The sequence below is a fragment of the Sinorhizobium sp. KGO-5 genome, from assembly GCF_036245905.1.
Lineage (GTDB): Bacteria > Pseudomonadota > Alphaproteobacteria > Rhizobiales > Rhizobiaceae > Sinorhizobium > Sinorhizobium meliloti_A.
In genome coordinates, this window is record NZ_BDIZ01000013.1 from 92,147 (window position 1) to 115,864 (window position 23,718).

27 protein-coding genes are annotated in these 23,718 nt (G+C 63.2%); 12 read left to right on the forward strand and 15 right to left on the reverse strand.

All coding sequences use genetic code 11. From position 1 onward, the window contains the following. Positions 1-29: 29 nt before the first annotated feature. The 3 genes from BHD07_RS29630 to BHD07_RS29640 all read left to right on the forward strand — a co-directional run bounded on the left by BHD07_RS29630 (position 30) and on the right by BHD07_RS29640 (position 2,111). Positions 30-962, forward strand: a complete 933-nt coding sequence (locus BHD07_RS29630) for a LysR family transcriptional regulator (protein WP_275599662.1) — start codon at positions 30-32, stop codon at positions 960-962. 142 nt (positions 963-1,104) lie between these two features. Then, positions 1,105-1,818 carry an SDR family NAD(P)-dependent oxidoreductase gene (locus tag BHD07_RS29635; RefSeq protein ID WP_338284110.1) on the forward strand — a complete coding sequence of 238 codons (714 nt, stop codon included), beginning with the start codon at positions 1,105-1,107 and terminating at the stop codon, positions 1,816-1,818. A 53-nt stretch (positions 1,819-1,871) separates the two neighbouring features. After that, positions 1,872-2,111, forward strand: coding sequence for a tautomerase family protein (locus tag BHD07_RS29640; protein ID WP_018098042.1), 240 nt, complete (start codon positions 1,872-1,874; stop codon positions 2,109-2,111). A gap of 67 nt (positions 2,112-2,178) precedes the next feature. On the opposite strand, the gene pqqE is transcribed toward BHD07_RS29640, so the two are convergent. The 6 genes from pqqE to BHD07_RS29670 all read right to left on the reverse strand — a co-directional run bounded on the left by pqqE (position 2,179) and on the right by BHD07_RS29670 (position 6,637). Further along, positions 2,179-3,306 carry a pyrroloquinoline quinone biosynthesis protein PqqE gene (pqqE, locus tag BHD07_RS29645; RefSeq protein ID WP_338284111.1) on the reverse strand — a complete coding sequence of 376 codons (1,128 nt, stop codon included), beginning with the start codon at positions 3,304-3,306 and terminating at the stop codon, positions 2,179-2,181. Beyond that, the gene (pqqD, locus tag BHD07_RS29650; protein WP_102762888.1) at positions 3,303-3,599 is read right to left on the reverse strand and encodes a pyrroloquinoline quinone biosynthesis peptide chaperone PqqD; all 297 of its coding nucleotides are present in this window, start codon (positions 3,597-3,599) and stop codon (positions 3,303-3,305) included. The genes pqqE and pqqD overlap by 4 nt, the downstream gene beginning before the upstream one ends. Beyond that, a complete protein-coding gene (gene pqqC / locus BHD07_RS29655) occupies positions 3,596-4,366 on the reverse strand; it encodes a pyrroloquinoline-quinone synthase PqqC (RefSeq protein ID WP_338284112.1) in 771 nt (256 codons plus the stop codon). Before pqqC ends, pqqD begins: the two co-directional genes overlap by 4 nt. After that, the gene (pqqB, locus tag BHD07_RS29660; RefSeq protein ID WP_338284113.1) at positions 4,363-5,274 is read right to left on the reverse strand and encodes a pyrroloquinoline quinone biosynthesis protein PqqB; all 912 of its coding nucleotides are present in this window, start codon (positions 5,272-5,274) and stop codon (positions 4,363-4,365) included. The genes pqqC and pqqB overlap by 4 nt, the downstream gene beginning before the upstream one ends. A gap of 41 nt (positions 5,275-5,315) precedes the next feature. Then, complete coding sequence (gene pqqA / locus BHD07_RS29665) at positions 5,316-5,411, reverse strand: pyrroloquinoline quinone precursor peptide PqqA (protein ID WP_003528714.1); 96 nt, start codon at positions 5,409-5,411, stop codon at positions 5,316-5,318. 284 nt (positions 5,412-5,695) lie between these two features. Further along, positions 5,696-6,637 (reverse strand): LysR family transcriptional regulator, encoded by a 942-nt coding sequence (locus tag BHD07_RS29670; protein WP_338284114.1) that lies wholly within the window; start codon positions 6,635-6,637, stop codon positions 5,696-5,698. A 101-nt stretch (positions 6,638-6,738) separates the two neighbouring features. On the opposite strand from BHD07_RS29670, the gene BHD07_RS29675 reads away from it, so the two are divergent. From BHD07_RS29675 to BHD07_RS29715, 9 genes are read left to right on the forward strand one after another with little or no spacing between them, the layout of a single operon-like run. Beyond that, positions 6,739-7,788: a class 1 fructose-bisphosphatase gene (locus BHD07_RS29675; protein ID WP_338284115.1), complete on the forward strand. Its 1,050-nt coding sequence runs from the start codon at positions 6,739-6,741 to the stop codon at positions 7,786-7,788. 11 nt (positions 7,789-7,799) lie between these two features. Further along, on the forward strand, positions 7,800-8,669 hold the full coding sequence (locus tag BHD07_RS29680; RefSeq protein WP_100672548.1) for a phosphoribulokinase: 870 nt from the start codon (positions 7,800-7,802) through the stop codon (positions 8,667-8,669). A 10-nt stretch (positions 8,670-8,679) separates the two neighbouring features. Beyond that, entirely contained in the window at positions 8,680-10,764 is a 2,085-nt protein-coding gene (tkt, locus tag BHD07_RS29685; protein ID WP_338284116.1) for a transketolase, read from the forward strand. A gap of 2 nt (positions 10,765-10,766) precedes the next feature. After that, positions 10,767-11,846 (forward strand): class II fructose-bisphosphate aldolase, encoded by a 1,080-nt coding sequence (gene fba / locus BHD07_RS29690; protein WP_338284117.1) that lies wholly within the window; start codon positions 10,767-10,769, stop codon positions 11,844-11,846. A gap of 31 nt (positions 11,847-11,877) precedes the next feature. Beyond that, positions 11,878-13,338, forward strand: a complete 1,461-nt coding sequence (locus tag BHD07_RS29695; RefSeq protein ID WP_018098052.1) for a form I ribulose bisphosphate carboxylase large subunit — start codon at positions 11,878-11,880, stop codon at positions 13,336-13,338. A 57-nt stretch (positions 13,339-13,395) separates the two neighbouring features. Continuing rightward, positions 13,396-13,785 (forward strand): ribulose bisphosphate carboxylase small subunit, encoded by a 390-nt coding sequence (locus BHD07_RS29700; RefSeq protein WP_338284118.1) that lies wholly within the window; start codon positions 13,396-13,398, stop codon positions 13,783-13,785. Positions 13,786-13,796: 11 nt separating this feature from the next. Continuing rightward, entirely contained in the window at positions 13,797-14,732 is a 936-nt protein-coding gene (cbbX, locus tag BHD07_RS29705) for a CbbX protein (protein WP_275599653.1), read from the forward strand. Continuing rightward, positions 14,729-15,415 (forward strand): ribulose-phosphate 3-epimerase, encoded by a 687-nt coding sequence (gene rpe / locus BHD07_RS29710; protein ID WP_338284119.1) that lies wholly within the window; start codon positions 14,729-14,731, stop codon positions 15,413-15,415. Before cbbX ends, rpe begins: the two co-directional genes overlap by 4 nt. 3 nt (positions 15,416-15,418) lie before the next feature. After that, a complete protein-coding gene (locus BHD07_RS29715; RefSeq protein ID WP_018098055.1) occupies positions 15,419-15,985 on the forward strand; it encodes a thioredoxin family protein in 567 nt (188 codons plus the stop codon). Positions 15,986-16,376: 391 nt separating this feature from the next. On the opposite strand, the gene gfa is transcribed toward BHD07_RS29715, so the two are convergent. From gfa to BHD07_RS29760, 9 genes are all read right to left on the reverse strand, one after another. Then, a complete protein-coding gene (gene gfa / locus BHD07_RS29720; protein ID WP_338284120.1) occupies positions 16,377-16,946 on the reverse strand; it encodes an S-(hydroxymethyl)glutathione synthase in 570 nt (189 codons plus the stop codon). A gap of 120 nt (positions 16,947-17,066) precedes the next feature. After that, entirely contained in the window at positions 17,067-17,858 is a 792-nt protein-coding gene (locus BHD07_RS29725) for an ABC transporter permease (RefSeq protein ID WP_324764321.1), read from the reverse strand. Further along, positions 17,855-18,583 (reverse strand): ABC transporter ATP-binding protein, encoded by a 729-nt coding sequence (locus BHD07_RS29730; RefSeq protein ID WP_324764322.1) that lies wholly within the window; start codon positions 18,581-18,583, stop codon positions 17,855-17,857. The genes BHD07_RS29725 and BHD07_RS29730 overlap by 4 nt, the downstream gene beginning before the upstream one ends. Then, positions 18,580-19,203, reverse strand: coding sequence for an ABC transporter ATP-binding protein (locus BHD07_RS29735; protein WP_275599650.1), 624 nt, complete (start codon positions 19,201-19,203; stop codon positions 18,580-18,582). Before BHD07_RS29735 ends, BHD07_RS29730 begins: the two co-directional genes overlap by 4 nt. Next, entirely contained in the window at positions 19,200-19,961 is a 762-nt protein-coding gene (locus tag BHD07_RS29740; protein WP_164866750.1) for an ABC transporter permease, read from the reverse strand. The genes BHD07_RS29735 and BHD07_RS29740 overlap by 4 nt, the downstream gene beginning before the upstream one ends. After that, positions 19,954-20,925 carry an ABC transporter substrate-binding protein gene (locus BHD07_RS29745; protein WP_018098060.1) on the reverse strand — a complete coding sequence of 324 codons (972 nt, stop codon included), beginning with the start codon at positions 20,923-20,925 and terminating at the stop codon, positions 19,954-19,956. The genes BHD07_RS29740 and BHD07_RS29745 overlap by 8 nt, the downstream gene beginning before the upstream one ends. A gap of 63 nt (positions 20,926-20,988) precedes the next feature. Further along, entirely contained in the window at positions 20,989-21,432 is a 444-nt protein-coding gene (locus BHD07_RS29750) for a hypothetical protein (RefSeq protein ID WP_033047678.1), read from the reverse strand. A gap of 39 nt (positions 21,433-21,471) precedes the next feature. Next, positions 21,472-22,446 carry a YVTN family beta-propeller repeat protein gene (locus BHD07_RS29755; protein ID WP_338284121.1) on the reverse strand — a complete coding sequence of 325 codons (975 nt, stop codon included), beginning with the start codon at positions 22,444-22,446 and terminating at the stop codon, positions 21,472-21,474. 1 nt (position 22,447) lies between these two features. Next, complete coding sequence (locus tag BHD07_RS29760) at positions 22,448-23,635, reverse strand: ABC transporter substrate-binding protein (RefSeq protein WP_338284122.1); 1,188 nt, start codon at positions 23,633-23,635, stop codon at positions 22,448-22,450. Between the last annotated feature and the right edge of the window lie 83 nt (positions 23,636-23,718).

Below are 23,718 nucleotides of genomic sequence, written 5' to 3' on the forward strand. Positions count from 1 at the left end.
CAGTCACTGTACCGGGGAACGGCAGAATAATGGACCGCATCGATGCAATGAAAGTTTTCGTCGCCGCGATCGACGAAGGCAGCCTCGCCGGGGCGGCCCGCCGGCTGAAGCGCTCGCCCACGGCGGTGAGTCGCGCCTTGAGCTTCCTGGAAGCGCATGTCGGCGTCGAGCTTCTGCATCGAACCACCCGCACCCTCAAACTGAGTGAAGCAGGCCAACGCTATGCGGCCGCCTGCCGACGGGTGCTAACCGACCTCGAGGAAGCCGACATGCTCGCAGGAGGCGAGCGCTCCGCACCCCGTGGGATGTTGACGATTTCGTCGCCACCAATCCTCGGGGAGGAAATACTTCGTCCCATCCTGGATGATTTCCTCGATCTCTACCCGACCGTTTCTGTCCGGCTTCTTCTCCTCGATCGCTTCGTCAATCTGGTGGACGAAGGCGTCGACATTGCGCTGCGCATCGGCCAACTGGCAGATTCGTCGCTCATCTCCACCCGGCTCGGCGGCGATGTGCGGCGCGTCGTGGTCGCCTCGCCCCGGTACCTCGCCAATCACCCCCGCATCGAAGAACCGGCCGATCTCGCCAGGCACCAGATACTGGCCTTCACCAATTTCGGTCTGGAATCCTGGAGCTTCACACCGGCGAAGGGCTCATCCCTCCCCAGGACGATCCAGTTTAAGCCCAGGTGCATCGTCAACAGCGTGCGCGCTGCCGCCGCTTCGGCGGCTGCCGGGCGCGGCCTGACGAGGCTTTATTCCTATCACGTCGCGGAATATGTGAAGGACGGACGCCTGGAGATCGTGCTTTCCGATGCCGAGCATCCGCCCCTGCCGGCGCATTTGCTCGCACCGCAGGGCCGAATGTCGGTCCCCAAGGTCCGCGCCTTTGTCGACTTTGCGGCGCCGCGTCTGCGCTCCGAATTTGCGCGCATGGCAGCGGAGGCGGGCACGCTTACCTGATTATGCCGGAATCCGGTCGAGTGTCTGCCAAGTGCCGGTAATTCTCCCAAAGATCGCACCGATCTAATTTCGATCGCACCAACGCCGAGGGCGGAGGGCGGACGCAGGAAGCGGCCGCTGCGATCGAGAAAGGATCACATCAATGCGTAACGAACAGAAAGTCGTCGTCATCACCGGCGCCTCGCAAGGCATCGGCGCCGGACTGGTTCGCGCCTATCGTGACCGGAACTACCGCGTCGTCGCGACCTCCCGGTCCATCAAGCCGAGCGCCGATCCGGATATCCATACAGTCGCCGGCGACATCAGCCAGCCGGAGACCGCCGACCGGATCGTGCGCGAGGGGATCGAGCGCTTCGGCCGCATCGACTCTCTGGTGAACAATGCCGGCGTTTTCCTCGCCAAGCCGTTCGTCGAAATGACCCGGGAGGATTACGACCACAATCTCGGGGTCAATGTCGCCGGCTTCTTCCACATCACCCAGCGTGCCGCAGCGGAAATGCTGAAGCAGGGTTCGGGCCATATTGTCAGCATCACCACCAGCCTGGTCGATCAGCCGATGGTCGGCATGCCCTCCGCACTCGCGTCGCTCACCAAAGGTGGCCTGAACGCGGTGACCCGGTCGCTGGCGATGGAGTTTTCCAGGAGCGGCGTCCGCGTCAACGCGGTCTCCCCAGGGGTAATCAAGACCCCGATGCATCCAGTTGAGACGCATTCGACGCTCGCCGGCCTGCACCCGGTCGGCCGGATGGGCGAAATTCGCGACGTCGTGGATGCCGTCCTCTATCTCGAAAATGCGGGATTCATCACCGGCGAGATCCTTCATGTCGACGGCGGTCAGAACGCGGGACGCTGGTAAACGGCATATCGCCCTGCGACGACACACGAACCAGATCCGCAAAGGAGACTGCAATGCCTATCGTCACCGTACAGGTTACTCGCGAGGGAAGCGCACCCGGCCGCAACTCGGTCACCGCCGAGGAGAAGGCCGCGATCATCAGGGGCGTCAGCGAAGTGCTGCTCGATGTCCTGAACAAACCGCTTGAATCCACCTATGTGGTTATCGAGGAAGTCGATCTCGATAACTGGGGCTGGGGCGGCCTCCCGACGGTGCAATACCGCCGGCAGCGCGCGGAGGCGGCACAATTCTGAAACCGGCGCATCTGCCCCGCCGCTCGTGGCACGCTTCACTTTAGAAGCGTGCCGACACATTTAACGGTCATGCCCGGCCGCGATAATTCATGGCGACGACGGACGGCGCCGAAAGCTGTTCGACTTCAAGCGTCAGGCGATCGCGAAGCGGAGACCGGGTGCAAACCGGGTCCGTTGCGCTCGCGTCGCCGGCAAGCGCCATCGCCTGGCAGCGGCACCCACCGAAATCCACCTTCTTGCGCTCGCAGCTCCGACAGAGCTCCGGCATCCAGTCCTCGCCGCGATAGGCATTGAACGCATTGCTCTCGTACCAGATGCTGGAAAGTGATTTTTCGCGCACGTTCTCGAAGGAGAGACTCGGAATGGTTTCCGCGGCATGGCATGGAAGCACCCGCCCCGACGGAGTGACGTTCAAGCCGACCCGGCCCCAGCCGCCCATGCAGGCCTTTGGATACTTCGAATAATAATCGGCGGGCACATAGTCGATCACCAATATGCCTTGATACTTCTCGCGTGCTTCGGCGACGGTTCGCGTAGCGCGCTCGACCTGCTCGCGGGTCGGCATGAGAACCTCTTTGTTGCGCTCGGCCCAGCCGTGGAACTGCACGGTGGCGACTTCGATGCGTCGCGCCTTCAGCCGGATCGCCAGCTCGATCATCTCATCGATCTCGCCCATGTTCTGCCTGTGGCAGACGGCGTTCAGCGTCAGCGGTATAGCGGCATCGGCCGCCCAGCCTGCAACCGCCATTTTCCGTTCATAGCCGCCTTTGTACCCGCCGATCCGATCGGCGCTTTCGGGAGAAACGCCCTGAATGGAAAGTTGAATATGGTCGAGCCCTACCTCGGCGAGACTGTTCATCCTCGCCTCCGTCAGTCCCACGCCCGAGGTGATCAGATTGGTGTAAAGGCCCAGCGAACTCGCCGCCTGCGTCAATTCGACGAGGTCCCGGCGCGCGGCAGGCTCCCCGCCGGACAGGTGCAGATGCAGAACGCCGAGATCGGCGGCTTGCGCGAAGACGCCTGTCCATTCCTCGGTCGACAGTTCTTCCTTGGCTTGCGTCAGGGCGATCGGGTTGGAGCAATAGGGACAGGCGAGCGGGCAGCGATGCGTCAGTTCGGCCAGCATGGCCATCGGCGGGGGAACACGCGGGATGGCGCGCACAATATCGGCTGGTCGGGCGATGGTATCGCTCATTGGACGATCTCCAGCATGCGGCGGACCGAGAGCTCCTGGACGAAAGTCCTGACATCCTCCGCGATCTCTTCGACCGGGGCGTCGAACTTCTCGGCAAAGTCGGCGGCGATCCGGTCAAGGTTTCGTTCGCCATCGAGAGCCTGAACGATGGCGACGGCGATGTCGTCCACGGCCATGGCACGCTCCGGAGCTAGAAGCACCGTCTGGCCGCGGACCGGATCCTCATGCAGCCGGACCCCTCGTGCCAGCTTGACGACGCTCGATCCTGAAATCCCGGGCGCGTCGGCCGTCATTCCGCCGCCTCCCGTGCTCTCGGCTCGCGGATCACCCCCTCCCGGCCGTCCCAGGCCCCCGGCGGAATGCGCCCCGGCGTGACATAGGCCGAATAAAGTGCATCGAGCTGGGCCCAAAGAACATCCGTCTTGAAGGTGAGAGCCTGAGCGGCAGCGTCCTGCTTTTCCCGCGTGTCGGCATGGTCGAGGACATAAGCGAGGCCGAACTCGACATCCCGGGGCGCCTCCGCCAGCCTCTGGCGGAAGTAGGCGAGCGCCGCGTCATCGGCGAAGGCGTAGTGCTCCAGCAGCCCGGTAATGCGCTCCGAGTGGATCTTCGGCGCAAAAAGCTCCGTCAGCGAGGAGGCCACCGCCTCGAGGAGCGGCTTCTCACGCACGAAGGAGACATAGGCGTCCACGGCAAACCGGGTCGATGGCAGAACGCCCCTTGCCGAGCCGACATAGGCTGGATCGAGTCCGACGGCCTCGGCCAGACGCAGCCAGCGCCGGATGCCGCCGCCCTCCTCGACGCCGCCGTCGTGATCTTCGATGCGGGAGCGCCAGGCCCGGCGCATATCCGGGTCGTCGCAACGCGACAGAAAGGCCGCATCCTTCATGGGGATGCGGCTCTGGTAATAATAGCGGTTGATCACCCAGGCGCGGACCTGCGTCGTCGTGCAACCGCCGCCATGGAGCATGGCATGAAACGGATGCTTGTCATAATAGCGCTCCTTGCCGATCTCCAGCAGGCGGGCATGGAAAGCTTGTCTGTCAGTTGCGGTCGTCACAGCCGGACCTCCATGCCGTCATAGCCGATCTCGAAACCGCGGGCCTCGACGCGCTCGCGCTCGGTGCCGACCCGCCAGATCGGGTTGGTGTTGTTGATATGGACATAGATCTTTCTGCCGATGTTCAAGAGATCGAGCGCCTCGATACTGCCGCCCTCCCCGTCGATCGGCATGTGGCCCATGCGACGGCCTGTCTTGCGGCCGGTCCCGGTCAGGATCATCTCGTCATCGGAATAGAGCGTGCCGTCGAAGAAGACGGCATCGGCATCGCGCAGGCGCGCGGCGAGGCTATCCGTCATCACGGCGCAGCCCGGAACATAATAGACCCGCCTGTCGCCGGCCTTCAGTTCGACACCGACCGTGTGCTCGCCCTCGATGCCCAGATCGGGCTCGCCGTCCTCGAGAAAGAGCGGCACCTTGCCCGGAACGGCGAAGAGCCGTGCAACGAGGCCCGGCAGCGGAGAGAACGCCTCATCGATTTCGATGGTTTCTCTTGAAACCAGTTCCGGGTCGAGGACCTGGAAGACCGGATTGTCGGCGACGATCCGGCCGACCGCGCCGGTCGAAAACAGGGTGAATGCCTGCTTCTCGCGCAAGACGAGAAGCCCTGCCAGATGGTCGATGTCGCCATTCGTCAGCACCACGCTCTCGATGGGGCTGTGACGGAGGCGGCGCGGCTGAAGCGGCCGATTGTTTTGAACCTGCTGGCGGATGTCGGGGGAGGCGTTGAAGACGGCCCAGCTCTCACCGTCGAGACTCACCGCGAGCGACGACTGCGTTTGCGGTCTGAGGCCGGAGGCCGGATCGCGCGCCATCGCGCAGTTGCGACAGCCGCAATTCCATTGCGGGAGACCGCCGCCGGCGGCGGCCCCCAAGACGATGATGCGAAGATCGGACGTTTTATTCACCGGGATACCTGATGCCTTACCGATCCTCGTCAAGCTGGCCTTCAGAAGAGGATCGGTTCATCCCCGTCCGCAGGAGCATAGCGGGTGATTTCCATAGCGCAGCTGACTTCGATGAATTTCGGTTTATGCCAGGCCATACTTCCTCCATTCGCCCGTGGGGTCGTTGTGCTCGCTCCCGTTCCGGCAGGCGCCCTTGCGGTCGGGGCGGGCATGAAACCAGGCAGGACCTATAGCAGTCGCTGCCCGGGTCAAGGGCCGGAACGGCAGTCCGCTGCTCCGGCAGAGCCCGGCGGCGCCGTAGCCGGGCTTTTAGGCATCGTAAAGTCTCCTCTTGGGGCGCATGGTAGCAAGCGATGTGGTGCCCCACAATTACGACCTAGGTGTCGGTCGCCGCCGCCTTCCGCCCACATGAAGCTCACCGCTAGCCGAATGCGTTGGCTGGATAAGGCTTGCTGACCACAGGCAGATAGCGCGCTCCAGACGCCAGCACGAACCGCTCGAAAGCCTGCATGGCCGGGGTGGCGGCACGGTCCAGGCGCGACACGGTAAACCACTGCCGGCGGATCGGCGTGTCGACCACGTCGAGGATCACGAGCCTGCCGAGCTTTACCTCCTGTTCTATCGTATGGGCCGAGATGAAGGCGATTCCGAGACCGGCGATTACGGCCTGCTTGATCGTCTCGTTCGAGGCGATCTCGGTGCCGAGCTCCTCGAGCTCGTGCGGCGTGTCGCTCAGGAAGATCTCGAGGGAGATACGCGTTCCCGATCCTTTTTCGCGCACCAGGAACTGTTCCTGGGCGATCCGCTCCCGTGAAATCTCCAGCACGCCCGCGAGCGGGTGACCGGCGGGGGCGATGAAGACCAGTGGATGATCGCCGAACACCTGCGCCCGCACCTCGAAATCGCGCGGCGGCCGCCCCATCAGAGCGATGTCGATCTCGTGGTCCCGCAGCTTGGCGATGATCTCGGCCCGGTTGCCGATGAAGAGATTTATCTCCACGGCAGGAACCTGATCGCGAAAGGCGGCAATCAGCTGCGGCGCGAAATATTTCCCGGTCGACACGACTCCGAGGCGCAACCGTCCGGTTCTGAGCCCCTTGATGGCATCTATCGAGTCCTCGAGGGCAATGAGGCTGTCCTCGATCGCCCGCGCCGCTTCGAGAAAGGCAAGGCCGTAAGCCGTCGGAACCATGCCGCCGCGCGTGCGGTCGAAGAGCGTAATGCCGGCATCCCGTTCCAGATGCTGGATCTGCAGGGTGAGCGCCGGTCCGGTCAGTCCCAAGGCTTCGGCGGCGAGGTTGATCTTCCCCAACCGGCAAACGGCTTCGACGGTGCGGAGCTGGCGAAAGGTCACGTTGCGCATGGGTTAAAGTAAGTAAATTTAACTTATGAAGTCAAATGAATAAATTTTACAAACTCCCCTTTTACGCCATCCTTCCCTCGACAGCGTGCGGAGGAGACATCATGTCAGGCGCAACTCTCGAAGCATACCTCGCTTCATGCACGGCCCGCGGCGACGACCTTACGCGGGACGTGGCCGCCGTGATCCAGAGGCTGGCTAAGGCCGCTCTCGACATCCGCAAGCTCGTCGGCCAGGGAGCGCTCGGCACCGCTTTCAACGGCACCCACGGCAGCAGCAACACGGATGGCGATCTGCAGAAGGACCTCGACATCCTGTGCGACGACCAGTTCCTGTCGTCGCTGCAAGGCGCCCCCGTCGCATGCTACGCCTCGGAAGAACTGGAAAATCCCGTTCTGCTCGACCCGGCTGCGCGCCTCGCGGTTGCCATCGACCCGCTCGACGGCTCTTCGAACATCGATAACAACGTTTCCATCGGCACGATCTTCTCGGTGCTTCCCGCCGCCAAGGGGCCGGATGTGGACCCCTCCCAGTCCTTCCTGCAACCTGGAAACCGGCAACTGGCGGCGGGCTTCTTCATCTACGGGCCGCAGACCGCTCTGGTGCTGTCGCTCGGCAAGGGGACGGAGATCTTCGTCTTCTCCAGAAGGCTCGGATGTTTCGTCGAGGCCTGCAAGTCGGCCAGCATTCCGGAGCGCGCGCACGAATTTGCCATCAACATGTCGAACTACCGGCACTGGGAAGAAGCCATCCGGCTCTATGTCGACGACTGCCTGGCAGGCTCCGAGGGGCCTCGCGAGCGGGATTTCAACATGCGCTGGATCGCCTCGCTCGTCGCGGAAACCTATCGCATCCTCATCCGCGGCGGGATCTTTCTCTATCCCGCCGACGGCCGGAAGGGATATAGCCAGGGCCGGCTGCGGCTGGTCTACGAGGCGAACCCCATCGCCTTCATCATCGAGAATGCCGGCGGCGCGGCCACCACGTCCATCGACCGCATTCTCGATCTCGTTCCGGAAAATCTGCACCAGCGCGTGCCTCTGGTTTTCGGCTCCCGCCGCGAGGTGGCGCGCATCACCCGCTATCACGTCGACCCGAACATGATTGGCGAACGCGCTCCGCTCTTCGGCAAGCGCGGTCTGTTCCGGGCCTGAGGAGAAAAAATATGTCGGCCAAATACCCCATCATCTCCATCACAGGTTCGTCCGGCGCCGGCACCACGACCGTCAAGGACACTTTCGAGAAGATATTCAAGCGCGAGAACATCTCGGCGTCCTTCATCGAAGGCGATGCCTTTCATCGCTTCGACCGGGAAACCATGCGCAGCAAGATCGCGGAGGAGAAAGCCCGAGGCGTCGACTTCACGCATTTCTCCGCCGAGGCGAACGAACTGGAGATCCTCGAAAGCGTCTTTGCCGAATATGGCCGGCGCGGGGTCGGGCGCACCCGTCACTACGTGCACGACGAGGCCGAGGCCGCGAAATTCGGCTCGGACCCAGGCACCTTCACCGACTGGGAAGAATTCCGCGACAGCGATCTTCTCTTCTACGAGGGGCTGCATGGCTGCGCCGTCACCGACACGGTCAATCTCGCCCAGCATTGCGACCTGAAGATCGGTGTCGTGCCCGTCATCAATCTCGAATGGATCCAGAAGATTCATCGCGACAAGGCGACGCGCGGCTACTCCACCGAGGCCGTGACCGACACCATCCTGCGGCGCATGCCCGACTATGTGAACTATATCTGCCCGCAGTTCTCCCTGACGGACATCAATTTCCAGCGCGTGCCGATCGTCGACACGTCCAATCCCTTCATCGCCCGCTGGATACCGACGCCGGCCGAATCCATCCTGGTCATCCGCTTCGCCAAGCCGCAAAGCATCGATTTCCCCTACCTGCTGTCGATGCTGCACAACAGCTACATGTCGCGCGCCAATTCCATCGTGGTGCCGGGCGACAAGCTCGATCTCGCCATGCAGCTGATCTTCACCCCGCTCATCCACAAGCTGCTCGAGCGCAAGCACCGCATGTCGTGAGGAGGACATCATGAATGTTTCGCAGCAGATCGGACCCCGCGCCGCCGCCTCGGAGCGCAGCATGGCCGATGCCATCCGGTTTCTTTCCATGGACGCCGTCGAGAAGGCCAACTCCGGCCACCCCGGCATGCCGATGGGAATGGCCGACGCGGTGACGGTCCTCTTCAACCGCTTCATCAGGATCGATCCGTCACGCCCCGACTGGCCGGACCGCGACCGATTTGTGCTTTCGGCCGGCCATGGCTCGATGCTGCTCTATTCGCTCCATCACCTCATCGGCTTCGCCGATATGCCGATGGCCGAGCTTTCATCCTTCCGCCAGCTCGGCTCGAAAACGGCCGGCCACCCCGAATACGGCCATGCCCTCGGTATCGAGACCACCACCGGACCGCTGGGCCAGGGGATCTCGACCGCTGTCGGCATGGCGATCGCCGAACAGATGATGGCCGCCCGCTTCGGCAGTGCGCTCTGCAACCACTTCACCTACGTGGTCGCCGGAGACGGCTGTCTGCAGGAGGGGATCAGCCACGAGGCGATCGACCTTGCCGGACATTTGAAATTGCGCAAGCTCATCGTGCTGTGGGACGACAACCGGATATCGATCGACGGCTCCACCGATCTCTCCACCTCGATGAACCAGCTTGCGCGTTTCCGCGCCGCCGGCTGGGATGCGCAAGCCGTCGACGGCCACGACCCCGGCGCGGTGGCAAAAGCGATCGAGCGGGCGCGCCGGACCCGAAAGCCGTCGCTGATCGCCTGCCGCACCCGCATCGGCAAGGGTGCCGCCAGCATGGAGGGCTCGCACAAGACCCACGGCGCGGCGCTCGGCGAAAAGGAGATCGCTGCCACACGCGAAAACCTCGCCTGGCCGCATCCGCCCTTCTTCGTTCCATCTGAGATCAAGGCTGCCTGGGAAAAGGTGGCGGCGCGGGGCCGCTCGGCCCGCGAGGCCTGGGAAATCCGCCTCGACTCTTCGCGCTCGAAAAAGCGCTACGAGCAGACCATAGGGCGGCAGCTCGACGGCGAGGTCGGCGATCTGCTTGCAAGATTTCGGGACGCGCATCGTACAAGGGCTACGAAGGTCGCGACGCGTCAGGCCTCGCAGATGGCTCTGGAAGTCATCAACGGCGCCACCGCTTTGACGATCGGCGGCTCGGCGGACCTGACCGGCTCCAACCTGACGCTGACCTCGCAGACCCAGCCCATTTCGTCGAGCAATTTCAAGGGCCGCTACCTGCATTACGGCATCCGCGAGCACGGCATGGCGGCCGCCATGAACGGCATCGCGCTCCATGGCGGCTTCATCCCCTATGGGGGCACTTTCCTGGTCTTTTCCGACTATGCTCGCGGTGCGATGCGCCTTTCGGCCCTCATGGGCCTGCCCGTCATATATGTGCTGACGCATGATTCCATCGGGCTCGGCGAAGACGGACCGACGCACCAGCCGGTCGAGCATCTGGCCATGCTGCGTGCCACGCCCAACCTCAATGTCTTCCGGCCGGCCGACATCATCGAGACGGCAGAATGCTGGGAGATCGCGCTTGGCGAGAAGAACACGCCGAGCGTCCTCGCCCTTTCGCGGCAGGCCCTGCCGATGCTGCGCCGGACAAACGGGAACGAGAACCTGTCGGCGCTCGGGGCCTATGTCCTGAGGGAAGCGCGCGGCGACCGGGACGTCACGCTTCTTGCCACGGGATCCGAAGTCGAGATCGCCGTTGCCGCGGCGGAGCGCCTGCAGGCCGAAGAAGGCATAGCAGCGGCGGTGGTCTCCATGCCGTGCTGGGAGAAGTTCGAGGCTCAGGACGCGGCCTATCACAGGCAGGTCCTCGGAGATGCACCGCGCATCGCCATCGAGGCGGCGGGCCGCCTCGGCTGGGACCGTTGGATGGGCCCCGACAGTGCCTTCGTCGGCATGACGGGCTTTGGTGCCTCGGCACCGGCCGGAGACCTCTACCGCCATTTCGGCATCACCGCCGACCATGTCGTCGCAGAAGCCCTGGAGCTTCTCCGCCGGGCTTACCCGGAAACGCCGCCAGCAGGTGCCCGGACCGGCAATCCGGTCGCCCACATCGTCAGATCATCCGAGGAGGCATGACAATGGCCCGCATCACGCTTCGCCAATTGCTCGATCACGCCGCCGAACGCAGCTATGGCGTGCCGGCATTCAACATCAACAACATGGAGCAGGGGCTTGCGATCATGGAGGCGGCGCGCGCCTGCGACGCTCCCGTGATCCTCCAGGTCTCGCGTGGTGCCCGCTCCTACGCGAACGACGTCATGCTCGCCAAGATGATGGAAGCTTTGGAAGAGATGTATCCGGACATTCCGCTCTGCATCCACCAGGATCACGGCAACAATGTCGCGACCTGCCTCACGGCGATCCAGCACGGCTTCACCTCGGTGATGATGGACGGCTCGCTGAAGGAGGATGCCAAGACCCCTGCCGATTACGACTATAACGTCTCGATCACGGCAGAGGTGAGCCGCCTCGCGCACATGGTCGGCGCCTCGGTCGAAGGCGAACTCGGCTGTCTCGGTTCGCTCGAGACCGGCCATGGCGAGGCCGAGGACGGCCACGGCTTCGAAGGCGCGCTCGATCGTTCGCAACTGCTTACCGATCCGGACGAAGCCGCCCGCTTCGTCGCCGAGACCAGCGTCGATGCGCTGGCCGTCGCCATCGGCACCTCGCACGGGGCCTATAAGTTTACCCGCAAGCCGACCGGCGAAGTCCTCGCTATGGACGTGATCGAGAAGATCCATGAGCGGCTGCCGAACACCCATATCGTCATGCACGGCTCCTCCTCCGTACCGCAGGAATGGCAGGACGTTTTCAACGCCCATGGCGGCCAGATGCGCGAGACCTACGGCGTCCCCGTCGAGGAGATCGTCCGTGGCATCCGCTTCGGCGTGCGCAAGGTCAATATCGACACCGACCTGCGCCTTGCCGCAGCCGCCGCCTTTCGCCGCGTCGCCGACACGAGCCGCACCGAATTCGATCCCCGCAAATTCCTGAAAGCCGCCATGGAAGCCATGTCGTCGGTCTGCAAGGCGCGTTTCGAGGCCTTCGGCACCGCCGGAAACGCATCCCGCATCAAGGTCGTGCCGATGTCGGAGATGGCCCGCCGCTACGCAAGCGGCTCCCTGAAACCCCAGCCTGCGCGGTCGGAAGCCGCCTGATCGCATCCATTCAGAGGAAAGGACCCCAACCATGAACGCCGACGCAAAGACAGAGATCAAGGGCCGCGAACGTTACAAGGCCGGCGTGCTGAAATACGCCCAGATGGGCTATTGGAACGGAGACTACGAGCCGAAGGACACCGATCTGATCGCGCTCTTCCGCATCACGCCGCAGGACGGCGTCGATCCGATCGAAGCGGCCGCCGCCGTCGCCGGCGAAAGCTCGACGGCCACATGGACAGTCGTCTGGACCGATCGCCTGACGGCCTGCGATCAATACCGCGCCAAGGCCTACCGGGTCGATCCGGTGCCGGGAACGCCGGGGCAGTATTTCTGCTATGTCGCCTACGACCTCATCCTCTTCGAGGAGGGCTCTATCGCGAACCTGACCGCATCGATCATCGGCAACGTCTTCTCGTTCAAGCCGCTGAAGGCGGCAAGGCTCGAGGACATGCGCCTGCCCGTCGCCTATGTGAAGACCTTCAGGGGCCCGCCGACCGGCATCGTCGTGGAGCGCGAACGGCTCGACAAGTTCGGCAAGCCGCTGCTGGGTGCCACGACCAAACCGAAGCTCGGCCTGTCGGGCAAGAACTATGGCCGCGTCGTCTATGAGGGGCTGAAGGGTGGCCTCGACTTCATGAAGGACGACGAGAACATCAATTCGCAGCCCTTCATGCATTGGCGCGACCGGTATCTCTACTGCATGGAGGCCGTCAACCACGCTTCCGCCGTCACCGGCGAGGTAAAGGGGCACTATCTCAACATCACTGCCGGCACGATGGAGGAAATGTACCGCCGAGCCGAATTCGCCAAGGAGCTCGGCTCGGTCATCGTCATGGTCGATCTCATCGTCGGCTGGACTGCGATCCAGTCCATATCGGAATGGTGCCGGCAGAACGACATGATCCTGCACATGCACCGGGCCGGTCACGGCACCTATACGCGGCAGAAGAACCACGGCATCTCCTTCCGCGTGATCGCCAAATGGCTGCGGCTCGCCGGTGTCGACCACCTGCATGCGGGCACGGCCGTCGGCAAGCTCGAGGGCGACCCGCCGACGGTGCAGGGCTACTACAATGTCTGCCGCGAAATGAAGAACGAGGTCGACCTTCCGCGCGGTCTGTTCTTCGACCAGGACTGGGCGGACCTCAAGAAGGTCATGCCGGTCGCCTCGGGCGGCATCCATGCTGGCCAGATGCACCAGTTGCTCGATCTTTTCGGCGACGATGTCGTACTGCAATTCGGCGGCGGCACGATCGGTCATCCGATGGGCATCCAGGCAGGGGCCACCGCCAATCGCGTCGCCCTGGAAGCCATGGTGCTTGCCCGCAACGAGGGGCGCGACATCGCCCACGAAGGTCCCGAGATTCTGCGGGCGGCGGCGAAGTGGTGCAAGCCGCTGGAAGCGGCCCTCGATATCTGGGGCAATATCAGCTTCAACTACACCCCGACCGATACGTCGGATTTCGTGCCGAGCGTAACCGCGGCCTGACAGACACGAGGGCCTGACAGACCCGAACTGACGGACAAGAAGAGAAGGAGAGACGACATGCGTATCACCCAGGGATGCTTCTCGTTCCTGCCGGACCTGACCGATGAGCAGATCACGGCACAGGTGGAATATTGCCTCGGAAAGGCTTGGGCTATCGGCGTCGAATATACCGACGACCCGCACCCCAGAAACACCTATTGGGAAATGTGGGGCAATCCGATGTTCGACCTCAAGGACGCCAAAGGCGTGATGATGGAGCTCGAGGATTGCCGCAGGGCCCACCCGCAGGACTATATCCGCCTCAACGCTTTCGATTCCAGCCGCGGCCTGGAGACGGTGACGATGTCGTTCATCGTCAACCGCCCCGAAAAAGAGCCGAGCCTCAGAATGACCCGGACGGAGAGCAACGGCCGCAGCCAGCATTATATGTGGGAAACGCAGCGATAGGAGGAGCGACAATGCTGATGCCGGATGCTCCATCGAACACCGAAAGCCTGCCGACTTCGGTCGACCTCGCTGAGGAATACCAAGCCTCCGGCGTCGCCGAGATCCTTGACGAACTGGACCGGGAACTCGTGGGCTTGAAACCCGTGAAGCAGCGTATCCGCGAGACGGCGGCGCTGCTTCTCGTCGAGCGGGCGCGCCGTGCAATGGGCCTCAGCCATGAGCCGCCGTCGCTGCATATGAGCTTCACCGGCAATCCCGGCACCGGCAAGACCACGGTGGCGCTGCGCATGGCCAACCTGCTGCACAGGCTCGGCTATATCCGCAAGGGCCATCTGGTCTCGGTGACGCGCGACGACCTGGTCGGGCAATATATCGGCCACACCGCACCCAAGACCAAGGAGATCCTGAAGAAGGCAATGGGGGGCGTGCTTTTCATCGACGAGGCCTATTACCTCTACCGTCCCGACAACGAACGCGATTACGGCCAGGAGGCAATCGAGATCCTGCTGCAGGTGATGGAGAACAATCGTGACGACCTGGTCGTGATCCTCGCCGGCTACGCCGACCGCATGGACCGGTTTTTCGAGAGCAATCCCGGCTTTCGATCCCGGATCGCCCATCACATAGACTTCCCCGACTATGATAACGGGGAGCTTCTATCGATCGCCGAGAGCATGCTCAGCCGGCAGGGGTACCGCTTCGACAGCAAGGCGTCTGCGGTGATGAGCGACTACATCGCGCGCCGCCGGCGACAGCCGCATTTCGCCAATGCGCGCTCCATCCGCAACGCGCTCGACCGGGCCCGGCTGCGGCAGGCGAACCGCCTTTTCGAGGAAAGCGCCGGACCGGTCGATGCCGAACAGCTGTCGACCATCACTGCTCGTGACATCGCCGCGAGCCGGGTGTTCACCACGGTCGAACCCAGTCATACGGAGACATCGCCATGAATGAGAAGACCATCATAGCGCCTTCGGTTCTGTCGGCCGATTTCTCACGGCTCGGCGAAGAGGTCGAGGCTGTGTGCCGGGCCGGTGCGGACTGGATCCATCTCGACGTGATGGACGGCCATTTCGTGCCCAACATCACCTTCGGCCCCCCGGTCATCAAGGCGCTGCGGGACCGCACGGACAAGGTGTTCGACTGCCATCTGATGATCGCACCGCCCACGCCCTATCTCGGCGCCTTCGCCTGTGCCGGCTGCGACATCATCACCGTGCATGCGGAGGCGACGACGCATCTCGATCGCTCGCTGCAGGCCATCCGCGACGTCGGCTGCAAGGCGGGCGTATCGCTCAATCCCTCCACGCCGGAGAGCGTCATCGAATATGTGCTGGACCGGCTGGACCTCGTCCTCCTGATGACGGTCAATCCGGGCTTCGGCGGCCAGGATTTCATTCCGGCCGTGGTCGACAAGGTGCGGCGGGTGAAGGCGATGATCGGCGGCCGTCCGATCCACATAGAGATCGACGGCGGCGTGACGCCGGAGTCCGCACCGCTGGTTGCCGCCGCAGGCGCCGATGTGCTGGTTGCCGGCTCGGCGGTATTCAAAGGCGGCAGCGAGGAGCACTACGCCAGGAACATCGCGGCCATCCGCGCCGCCTCCGATGGTGCCATCAGGAAGGCAGCGTGAGCCATGGCCGCTACACCACCCCTTTGTGATTTCGGCTGGCCAGCCATCGACGCCACGCTTCCCGGCGTCGATGGCTTTACCCGCACCATATTCGGCCAGGCCGGCCCGAAAGGGCTGGTCGTTGCCTTCATATGCAATCACTGCCCCTATGTGAAAGCGGTCATCGGCCGGATCGTCCGGGACGCCATCGACCTCAGGGCTCACGGGATCGGCTTCGTGGCTGTTAACTCCAACGACGCCGGCAATTACCCGCAGGACTCGTTCGAAAACATGAAGCGCTTCGCTTCGCAAAACGCCCTGCCCTTTCCCTACCTCCACGACGAGGACCAATCCGTCGCCAAAGCCTACCGCGCCGTCTGCACGCCCGACTTCTTCGGCTTCAACAAGGACATGAAGCTGCAATATCGCGGGCGGCTGGACGCATCGCGCAAGGAGATCGGCCCCGCCGATCTGCGACGCGATCTCTACGAGGCCATGGTCATGGTCGCGCTGTTCGGCAAGGGCCCGGCCGAGCAGCAGCCTTCCATAGGGTGTACCATCAAATGGAAGATTTCGGCTTTTCAGGTTTGATGGAACCACCCACCATCGCGCCACGCGCCTTCTGACATGCCCCGAAGCACGGACAGCCAACCAAAGGCTTGCCGCTCGTCTTCACTGACCGCACGAACCCTGGCAAGGAACTGCATCGGTCCTCCTTTCACCTCATCCCTGTGCTCGTCACAGGGATCCAGCAGCGCCGCGTCTGCGGCGCGGAAGAGCCTTTCCGGTCCAATGACTTGGCTGGCTGGATTCCTGTGACAAGCACAGGAATGAGGGACCGGGGATGTGCGGTTCCTCAAATGCGAACGCGGAAACGCCTCAGCCCCCGCCCGTCGAAATGCCTCTGCAATAAGAGGCGACGGGCGGGGTCCGAGGGAGGAGACGGTCGGCTGGTGGAGCGGAGTCCCCAATGTTCAACAGGTCAGGCCGGCAGGGCGCCGGTCTGTTTGGCGATATGCGTGGCGATCGCGTCCATCAGCGGCGGAGACAGACAATCATAGGGCTGCAGGCCGAGTTCGGTCAGCCTTGCGCGTATCTCCGGCATGCTCTCCGGGTTCACACCGCTTTCGATGATCGAAGAAACGAAGGCCGCGAATTCGGGCGGCGACCAGCCCGTTTCGTCGCTGAGTTCGGTATGGACGAAATCGAGGCCGTAGAAGGGATGCTTGGTGTTTTCGATCCGGCCATACATGTGCGTGCCGCAATCGCGGCAGGCGTAACGCTGGATCGTCGCGCTCGGATCGACGACCTGCAGTTTCTCCGCGCCTGAGGCGACGTTCACGTTGTCGCGGCCGACGACGGCGATCTGGGCGAAGATCGCACCCTCGGGCTTCCAGCATTTGGTGCAGCCGCAAGCATGATTGTGCGCCGTCTGCGAGCCGATCCGCACGGTCACCGGATTTGTGGCGCATTTGCATTTCAGCGTACCGCCGGCAAAGCCCGGACTGGCAGGCGGAAAGCCGTTGTCGATGGACGGATGTAGCTTGAGCATTGGTTCCTCCTCGGCTTTGAACGTCCTTCGTTCACAAGCAGGATCAGTTGAAATGCGGCTCGCGGCAATATAGCGGAAAGTGTCGGTTTTCGGCGCCGAACACCCCAGCAAGGGCAGGGCTCAGCCTTTCGACCGGAGCATGGCGCGGGCCGGATTATAGCCCCAAAGGGCGGCGAGCATGAACAGGACGAAGCACGCGCCGACCCAGACGAGCGCCGTCAGGTTGAGTTCGCCGTAAAGCGCGAAGCGTATCAGTTCGACCGCGTAGGTAAACGGATTGAGGGCGCAGATGTCGCGCAACAGCGGCGAACTTTCGGCCATCTTCCAGAGCGGATAAAGTGCCGAGGATAGGAAGAACATCGGAAAGATCACGAAGTTCATGACGCCGGCAAAGTTCTCGAGTTGCCGGACGGTCGAGGATATCAGCAGGCCGAAGGCACCGAGCATCAATCCGCTGATGAGGAGGGCGGGCAGCACGGCGACATAGCCGAGGGGCGGCACGGTGATGCCGGTCAGCGCAGCGATGGCCAGGAACACCGCCACCTGCAGGATGGAGACGATCACACCGGCGAGAAGCTTCGAGAACAGCAGCCACCAGCGCGGCAGGGGCGAGGTCAGCAGGAGGCGCATGGATCCCATCTCCTGGTCATAGACCAGCGCCAGCGACGATTGCATGCCGTTGAAGAGCTGGATCATGCCGCAGAGCCCCGGAAGGATATAGACCTCATAGGTGATATAGGTCTGGTAGGGCGGGATGATCGACACGCCGAGCGCCGCGCGGAAGCCGGCGGCAAAGACGATCAGCCAGACGAGCGGGCGGACGAGTGCCGCCAGAAACCGCCCGCGCTGGCGGACGAAGCGCAGGTTTTCGCGGGTGACGATTGCGCAAAGCGCGACCAGCCATGCCTTCATGCCGAAACCTCCCGGTTCTCGGCCGTCATCGACAGGAACGCCTTGGCGAGCCCCTGCCCGCCCGCAAGTTCCGCGGCGGTGCCGTCGCTCAGCACCTTGCCGCGATGCAGAACGACGACCTGATCCTCCGGCCGGATCTCGTCGACCAGATGGGTCGCCCAGAGGACCGCAAGGCCGCTCGCGGCAAGCAGATGCACATGATCGGTGATCGCCTGCCGGGAGGCAGCGTCCAGTCCGACGGTCGGCTCGTCGAGCAGCAATATCTGCGGCTTGTGGATCAAGGCCCGCGCGATCTCCATGCGCCGCCGGTGACCGCCGTTGAGCGCACGCACCTGCTCGTCGGCCCGCTCGGCCATGCCGAGCTGTGTCAGCGCCGCTTCGATCGCCGCAGCGGCCTGCCGCCCCGACAAACCATGAAGCCCGGCGAAATAGCGCAGGTTTCGGCGCACCGACATGTCGAGATCGAGCGTAGGTTGCTGGAACACCACTCCGATGCGCGCGAGCGCCGCACGCGGCTCGCGCGCAATGTCGAAGCCGGCCACGCCGATCGTGCCGGCCCTTGTCGCGAGCAGCCGCGTCAGAAGAGCGAACAGCGTCGATTTGCCGGCGCCGTTCGGCCCGAGCAGCGCGCAGAACCGACCGGTCGTGACGGAGAAGCTGACATCGTCCAGCGCCCGTGACTTTCCGTAGCTGTAGCTGACATGGCTGATGTCGAGCCCGATCATGATGCCCTTCCCGGCGCGGCCGCAAACTCTTCTATAATCGTCGCCGGTTTCCCGGCAAGGCGGAGGCAGCGCCGGGCAAGCCGCCGCGCCTCGGCTTCCGAATGGGTCACGAGAATGACGGCAGGTGCGGTTTCCGCGATCAGCGCCTCGGTCAGGGCCAGCATGTCCTCGGCCATCGCAGGATCGAGCGACACATAGGGCTCGTCCAGGACGAGAAGCTCCGGCCGACCGGCAAAGGCGCGCGCCAGCGCCAGCCGCCGCTGCTGGCCGAGCGACAGCTGGCCGGGAAAGAGCGCGGCCCTGTCGGCGATGCCGGTCCGCTCCAGCGCTGAGAGTGCAGCTTGCATCCCGAGCTGCGGATGCACCAATGTCAGGTTCTCGATGACGCTTCTCCAGGGCAGAAGAACAGGCTCCTGGAAAACCATGGCAATGTTTTCCGGCCGGGTGATCTCGCCGTCGAAAGCGGTGTCGATGCCGGCGACGAGCCGAAGCAGCGTCGATTTGCCGATGCCCGACGGACCGAGGATGGCGACCGTCTCGCCGATCTCCATCTCGAAGCGGATGTCGCGCAGGACCTCCTCTTCGCCGAATGCCTTTCGTCTGACATCGATCCTGATCACGCCGTCCTCCAGCGCCGCACCCGGCGTTCGGCCGGCTGCAGGAAGAAAGCCTCCACCAGCAGCATCACGCCGATGAAGGAAAGCGCATAGACCAGCACCATGGCAACGTTGAAAAGCTGGAAATAGAAATGGATCTGGAACCCTATCCCGCTGGAGCGGCCGAGAAACTCGACCACCAGCACGATCTTCCATATCACCGCAATGCCGGATCGGGCGGCAGCGGCAATGAAAGGCGCAAGCTGCGGCATGATCACGTGTCGCAGCCGCGCCAGCGGACGCATGCGGTAAACCGCCGCCATGGAGTCGAGATCCGGGTCAAGCGCCCGCGCGCCCTCGCGCAGAAGCGTTGCGACATTCGGGATCTTGTTGAGCACGACGGCGGTGATGGCGGCCGTCTCGTTGAGACCGATCCAGATGTAGCACAACACGATGAGCACCAGTGCCGGCAGATTGAGAAACACGACGAGCCATGGGTCGAGCCATCGATCGACCGCGGCAACGCGCCCCATCAGAAAGCCGATCGCCACGCCGATCACCATGGCCGGCACGAATGCGCAGATCACGCGCCAGAGCGTCATGCCCAGGTGATAGGGCAAGGCGCCGGAACTGACCGCTTGCACGAAGGGTGCCCAGAGCGTCCAGGGCTGGGGCAGGACCGACGCGTCATCCGTGAAGCCGGCGGCCGCTATCCACAAGAGCAACAGCAGCCCCAGCGACAATGCGCGCACCAAGGCAGGATGTTGCAGCGTTCTATTCAAGGTGCAGGAACAATCCACTAGGCAGGCTTGTCGCCTTGCCGACGAGCTCTTCTCCACCAAGTTCCGCCATCAGCCGCAGAAAACGGTCGGCGGCCGCCTCGTCGATCGGCTTGCCGCTTGGAATGCCGGCGCGATAGCCATCGCGTAGCGCAATGAATTCAGCGTCGTCGGCCGCATTCATCTTGTCCCGCAATTCCTCCCACACCTCGTCGTTCTCGCGCAGCAGATCCTTGGCTGCGCGCGAGGCCTTGTAAAGCCCCTTCACGATTTCCGGATGGGTCGCGGCATATTCGCCCTTCAACACGTAGCCGAGGAGCGGCGTATCGGGATCGAGCTTGAGCGCCGCCGCCGCATCCGAGACGGAGACCAGTTCATGCATGCCCTTGGCCCTCATCTTCGCGAGGAAGTGCCAGAAATTGATGGTACCCGCCGTCTCGCCGGCAAGCGCCGACTTGAAGATCAATGGCGGAGCGCCGAACACCTGCTCGGTTTCGGCTGCGAGATCCATGCCATGCTGCTGCTTGGCATAGGCGCGCAGGATCAGCCAGCTCTTGTCGAGCGGACCTCCGGCAATGCCGATCTTCTCGCCGGCAAGGTCCGGCAGCGCCTTGATGCCGCTTTCATCCTTGACCATCAGGCCGCCGACCGCGCGCGAATAGGGGATGAAGACATAATCCTTGCCGGAGGCACGCTGGTTGGCCACCCAGATCCAGTCGGCCACCATCGTGTCGGCCTCGCCGCCCTCGAAGGCGACGCGCGTCGCGCCGTTGTCCGCATAGTCCTGCACGGCCAGTTCGAAGCCGTTCTTGCGGTCGAATTCGTGAGTCTTGATTGTCGAGATTTCCCAGTTGACGGTTCCCGATGCCAGCATGGCCGCCCGCAATTGCGGCAACTCGTCGGCCGAGGCCGCAGCCGGTCCGAATGCGAACAGGCAAGCGGCCATGAACAGTCGAATAACTTTCATCTCTTCCTCCCCGGAACCGCCGCCTTCGGGCACCCTGTCCCGCGGACTTTCTCGGGCACCGTTTCACTGTATGGAAATCGATACTTTCTGGCTGTCGCCGGAGGATTCCGGAATCTTCACTTCGTAGCTGCCCGGCTTGACGGCGATGAAAGACAGCGTTGCAGTCCCGGCCTCGTCGAATTCCAGGCTGTCGATCGCCATTGGGCGCACCTCGATGCCGTTGACGACGATCTCGTTCATCCAGATCGCACGGAAGAACGGCGCACCGGTGATCGCCAGCTCCGCCGATCCGTCCGCCGTGATCTGCATTTCGTAGTATGCGCCCGACTGGAGCGTAATGGCACCCTTGCCGAGCGGCTTTCCGGACGCAAGCGTGATCTCGATCGGCTCTCCCCGATTGCATTTGGCCAGCAGCCCGGCAAAGCCGAGGTCGCTGCAAAGCGGCGCGGCAACGGCCGGACTCGCCAGAAAGAGCGCGGCGAGCGCCGCAAGAACCGATTTATGCACGATGAATCCTCCCCATTGGTATTTGCCCATTGCTCCGCTTCAATCCGGCGCGACTACGACGCCCCAGGGCTGCTCGCCCACCTGAACCGAGCGGATCACCTTTTCCGCCTTCACGTCGATTATGCTGATGTCATTGGAATTGCCATTGGTGGTGATCAGGAATTCCTCGCCCGGCGTGAATGCCATCTGCCAGACCCGCTGCCCGACGAGCAGATAGTCGAGCACTTCGTCCGTCGCTCCGTCGATCACTGCAACCCGGTTTGCGGGTCCAAGCGCCACAAAGATGCGCGAGCCGTCCTTGGTGGCCTTGACGCCGACCGGCTGCAGCCATTCCGGCAGGACGCCCGGGACTTCGAACGTGATCTTCTTGGTGATTTTCGGCTCGGCCGCCGACACGTCGATCACCGAAACGGTACCCCCGATCTCGGCGCTGACGTAGAGCTTCTTGCCGTCTGCCGTGAACTCCGCATAACGCGGCCTCTGATCCACCAGCACGTTGTGCACGATCTTGTAGGTCGAGGCGTCGATGAAATGCGCCATATTGGTGGTTTCGGACGTATTGATGATCGTCTTGGCATCCGGGCTGACTGCGACGCCTTCCGGCTCGACCCCGACCGGCACCTCAGCCAGTACCTGGTGCGTCTTGACATCCACGACGGTCACGAGATTGTCGTCCTCATTGGCGATGTAGAGCGGATTGCCGGAAGGATCGAGGGCGAAAAGTTCCGGATCCGGACCCGACGGCAGCGTGTGCAGTTCCCTATAGGTCTCGGGATCGAAGACCCTGACGGTGTCGTCATCCGACGCGCAGACGTAAAGTTCCTTGCCGTCCGGACTGATGGTGATGCCGCGCGGCCTGTTTCCGGCCGGGAACGTGGCGATCACTTCCCAGCTTTCACTGTCGAGCACGGTTATGTTATTACCGCGCTCGTTGCTCACGAAGACCTTGTTGGCCTCGGCCGAACCGGCAGACAGCAGAACGGCGGACACAATCGCCAGTGCGGGTCTGAGCATCTTATCCTCCAAATGCGTGACAGGCTGTCTCGGGCGCATCGATGCCCAGCGTGTCGAGCGGCGAATGCTGGTGCAGGTAGCCGTCCTGCGGCGATACGGAAACGGTCACCCGGCCCTCGGTCAAAAGGACCGGCTGCCGCAACTGCCCGTTCCAGGTGCGGAAGGTCAATTTCTGGCCCTTGAACGCAGCCAGTTCGAAATCCTTGGAAAGGGCGTAGGCCCGCACGCTCCCCGGGTCGGCCTTGCCGGACCGCGTCACCGCCTCTCCGATCACGCGCATTGCAAGCCATGCCTGGTAATCTTCCTCGCGCATGTAACGGCCGGTGAGTTTTTCGAAGCGGCGCTGGAACTGGGTCGCACCCCAGGCCTCGTGGGCGGGATGCCAGGAGACCGGACGCAGGCCCGCAGAGCCCGCAACCGGCCTCGGATCCCAGCTGTGATAGGGCAGATAGGGCGCGAAAACGCCAGCCTCGTCGGCCGCGACGATCACGTCATATTCCTCGGCCTCCTGGGTGAAGACGGGAATCTGCTTTTGCACCAAGACATGACCGGTATCCGTGCGCCGGCTGCCGCCGGTGTCGACGAACTCCCGCTCCTCGACGATCTCAGCACCGAACTTGGCGGCCGATTTGCGGTAGCTGTCGGCAAGCAGCTTGTCTTCGGGATGCGAGCCGTAGATCAGCAGGATACGCGGCCATTTCTTCCACATGAGAAACTGAACGATGCTGTCGCTGAGCATCGAACGGCTCGGCGAGACGTGCAGCACATTGGCCCGGCAATCGGCATCGCGCAGCCCGTCGTCGCGAGCGCCCGCATTGAAAAGCAGCACGTCCGGCCCGGATTTGTCGGAGAGCGCCTTCAGTACGTCGCCTTCTGCGATCACCGCGATGAGGCCGATGCCTTCCGCCTTCAGCCTATCGAGCGCCGCCTCCGCCTCTTCCGGCGCAACCGCCTGCGTTTTCACGGTGTAGTCCATGCCGGTGAAGGCGCCGGTGGTCCGGTTGTCCTCGTTGCCAAGCATGGCGCCGGCAAAGCCAAGATCGGCGGGCGGCGCATCGAGCCGCGAGATCGGCGGACCGACGACACGATCGATCCGCAGCACAGCCGTCTTCACCTCCGCCGCCTGCACGGGAGACGTAACAAACACCGTCACCCAGAAAACGACAAGCAAAAGCGATGGGTTAGGCATTGCCGGAACGACCTCCCAATCTCCCTGACACTCCCTCGGAGATGGAGACTAACAGCGCAGTAGGTGTGGCAAAACCGATACTT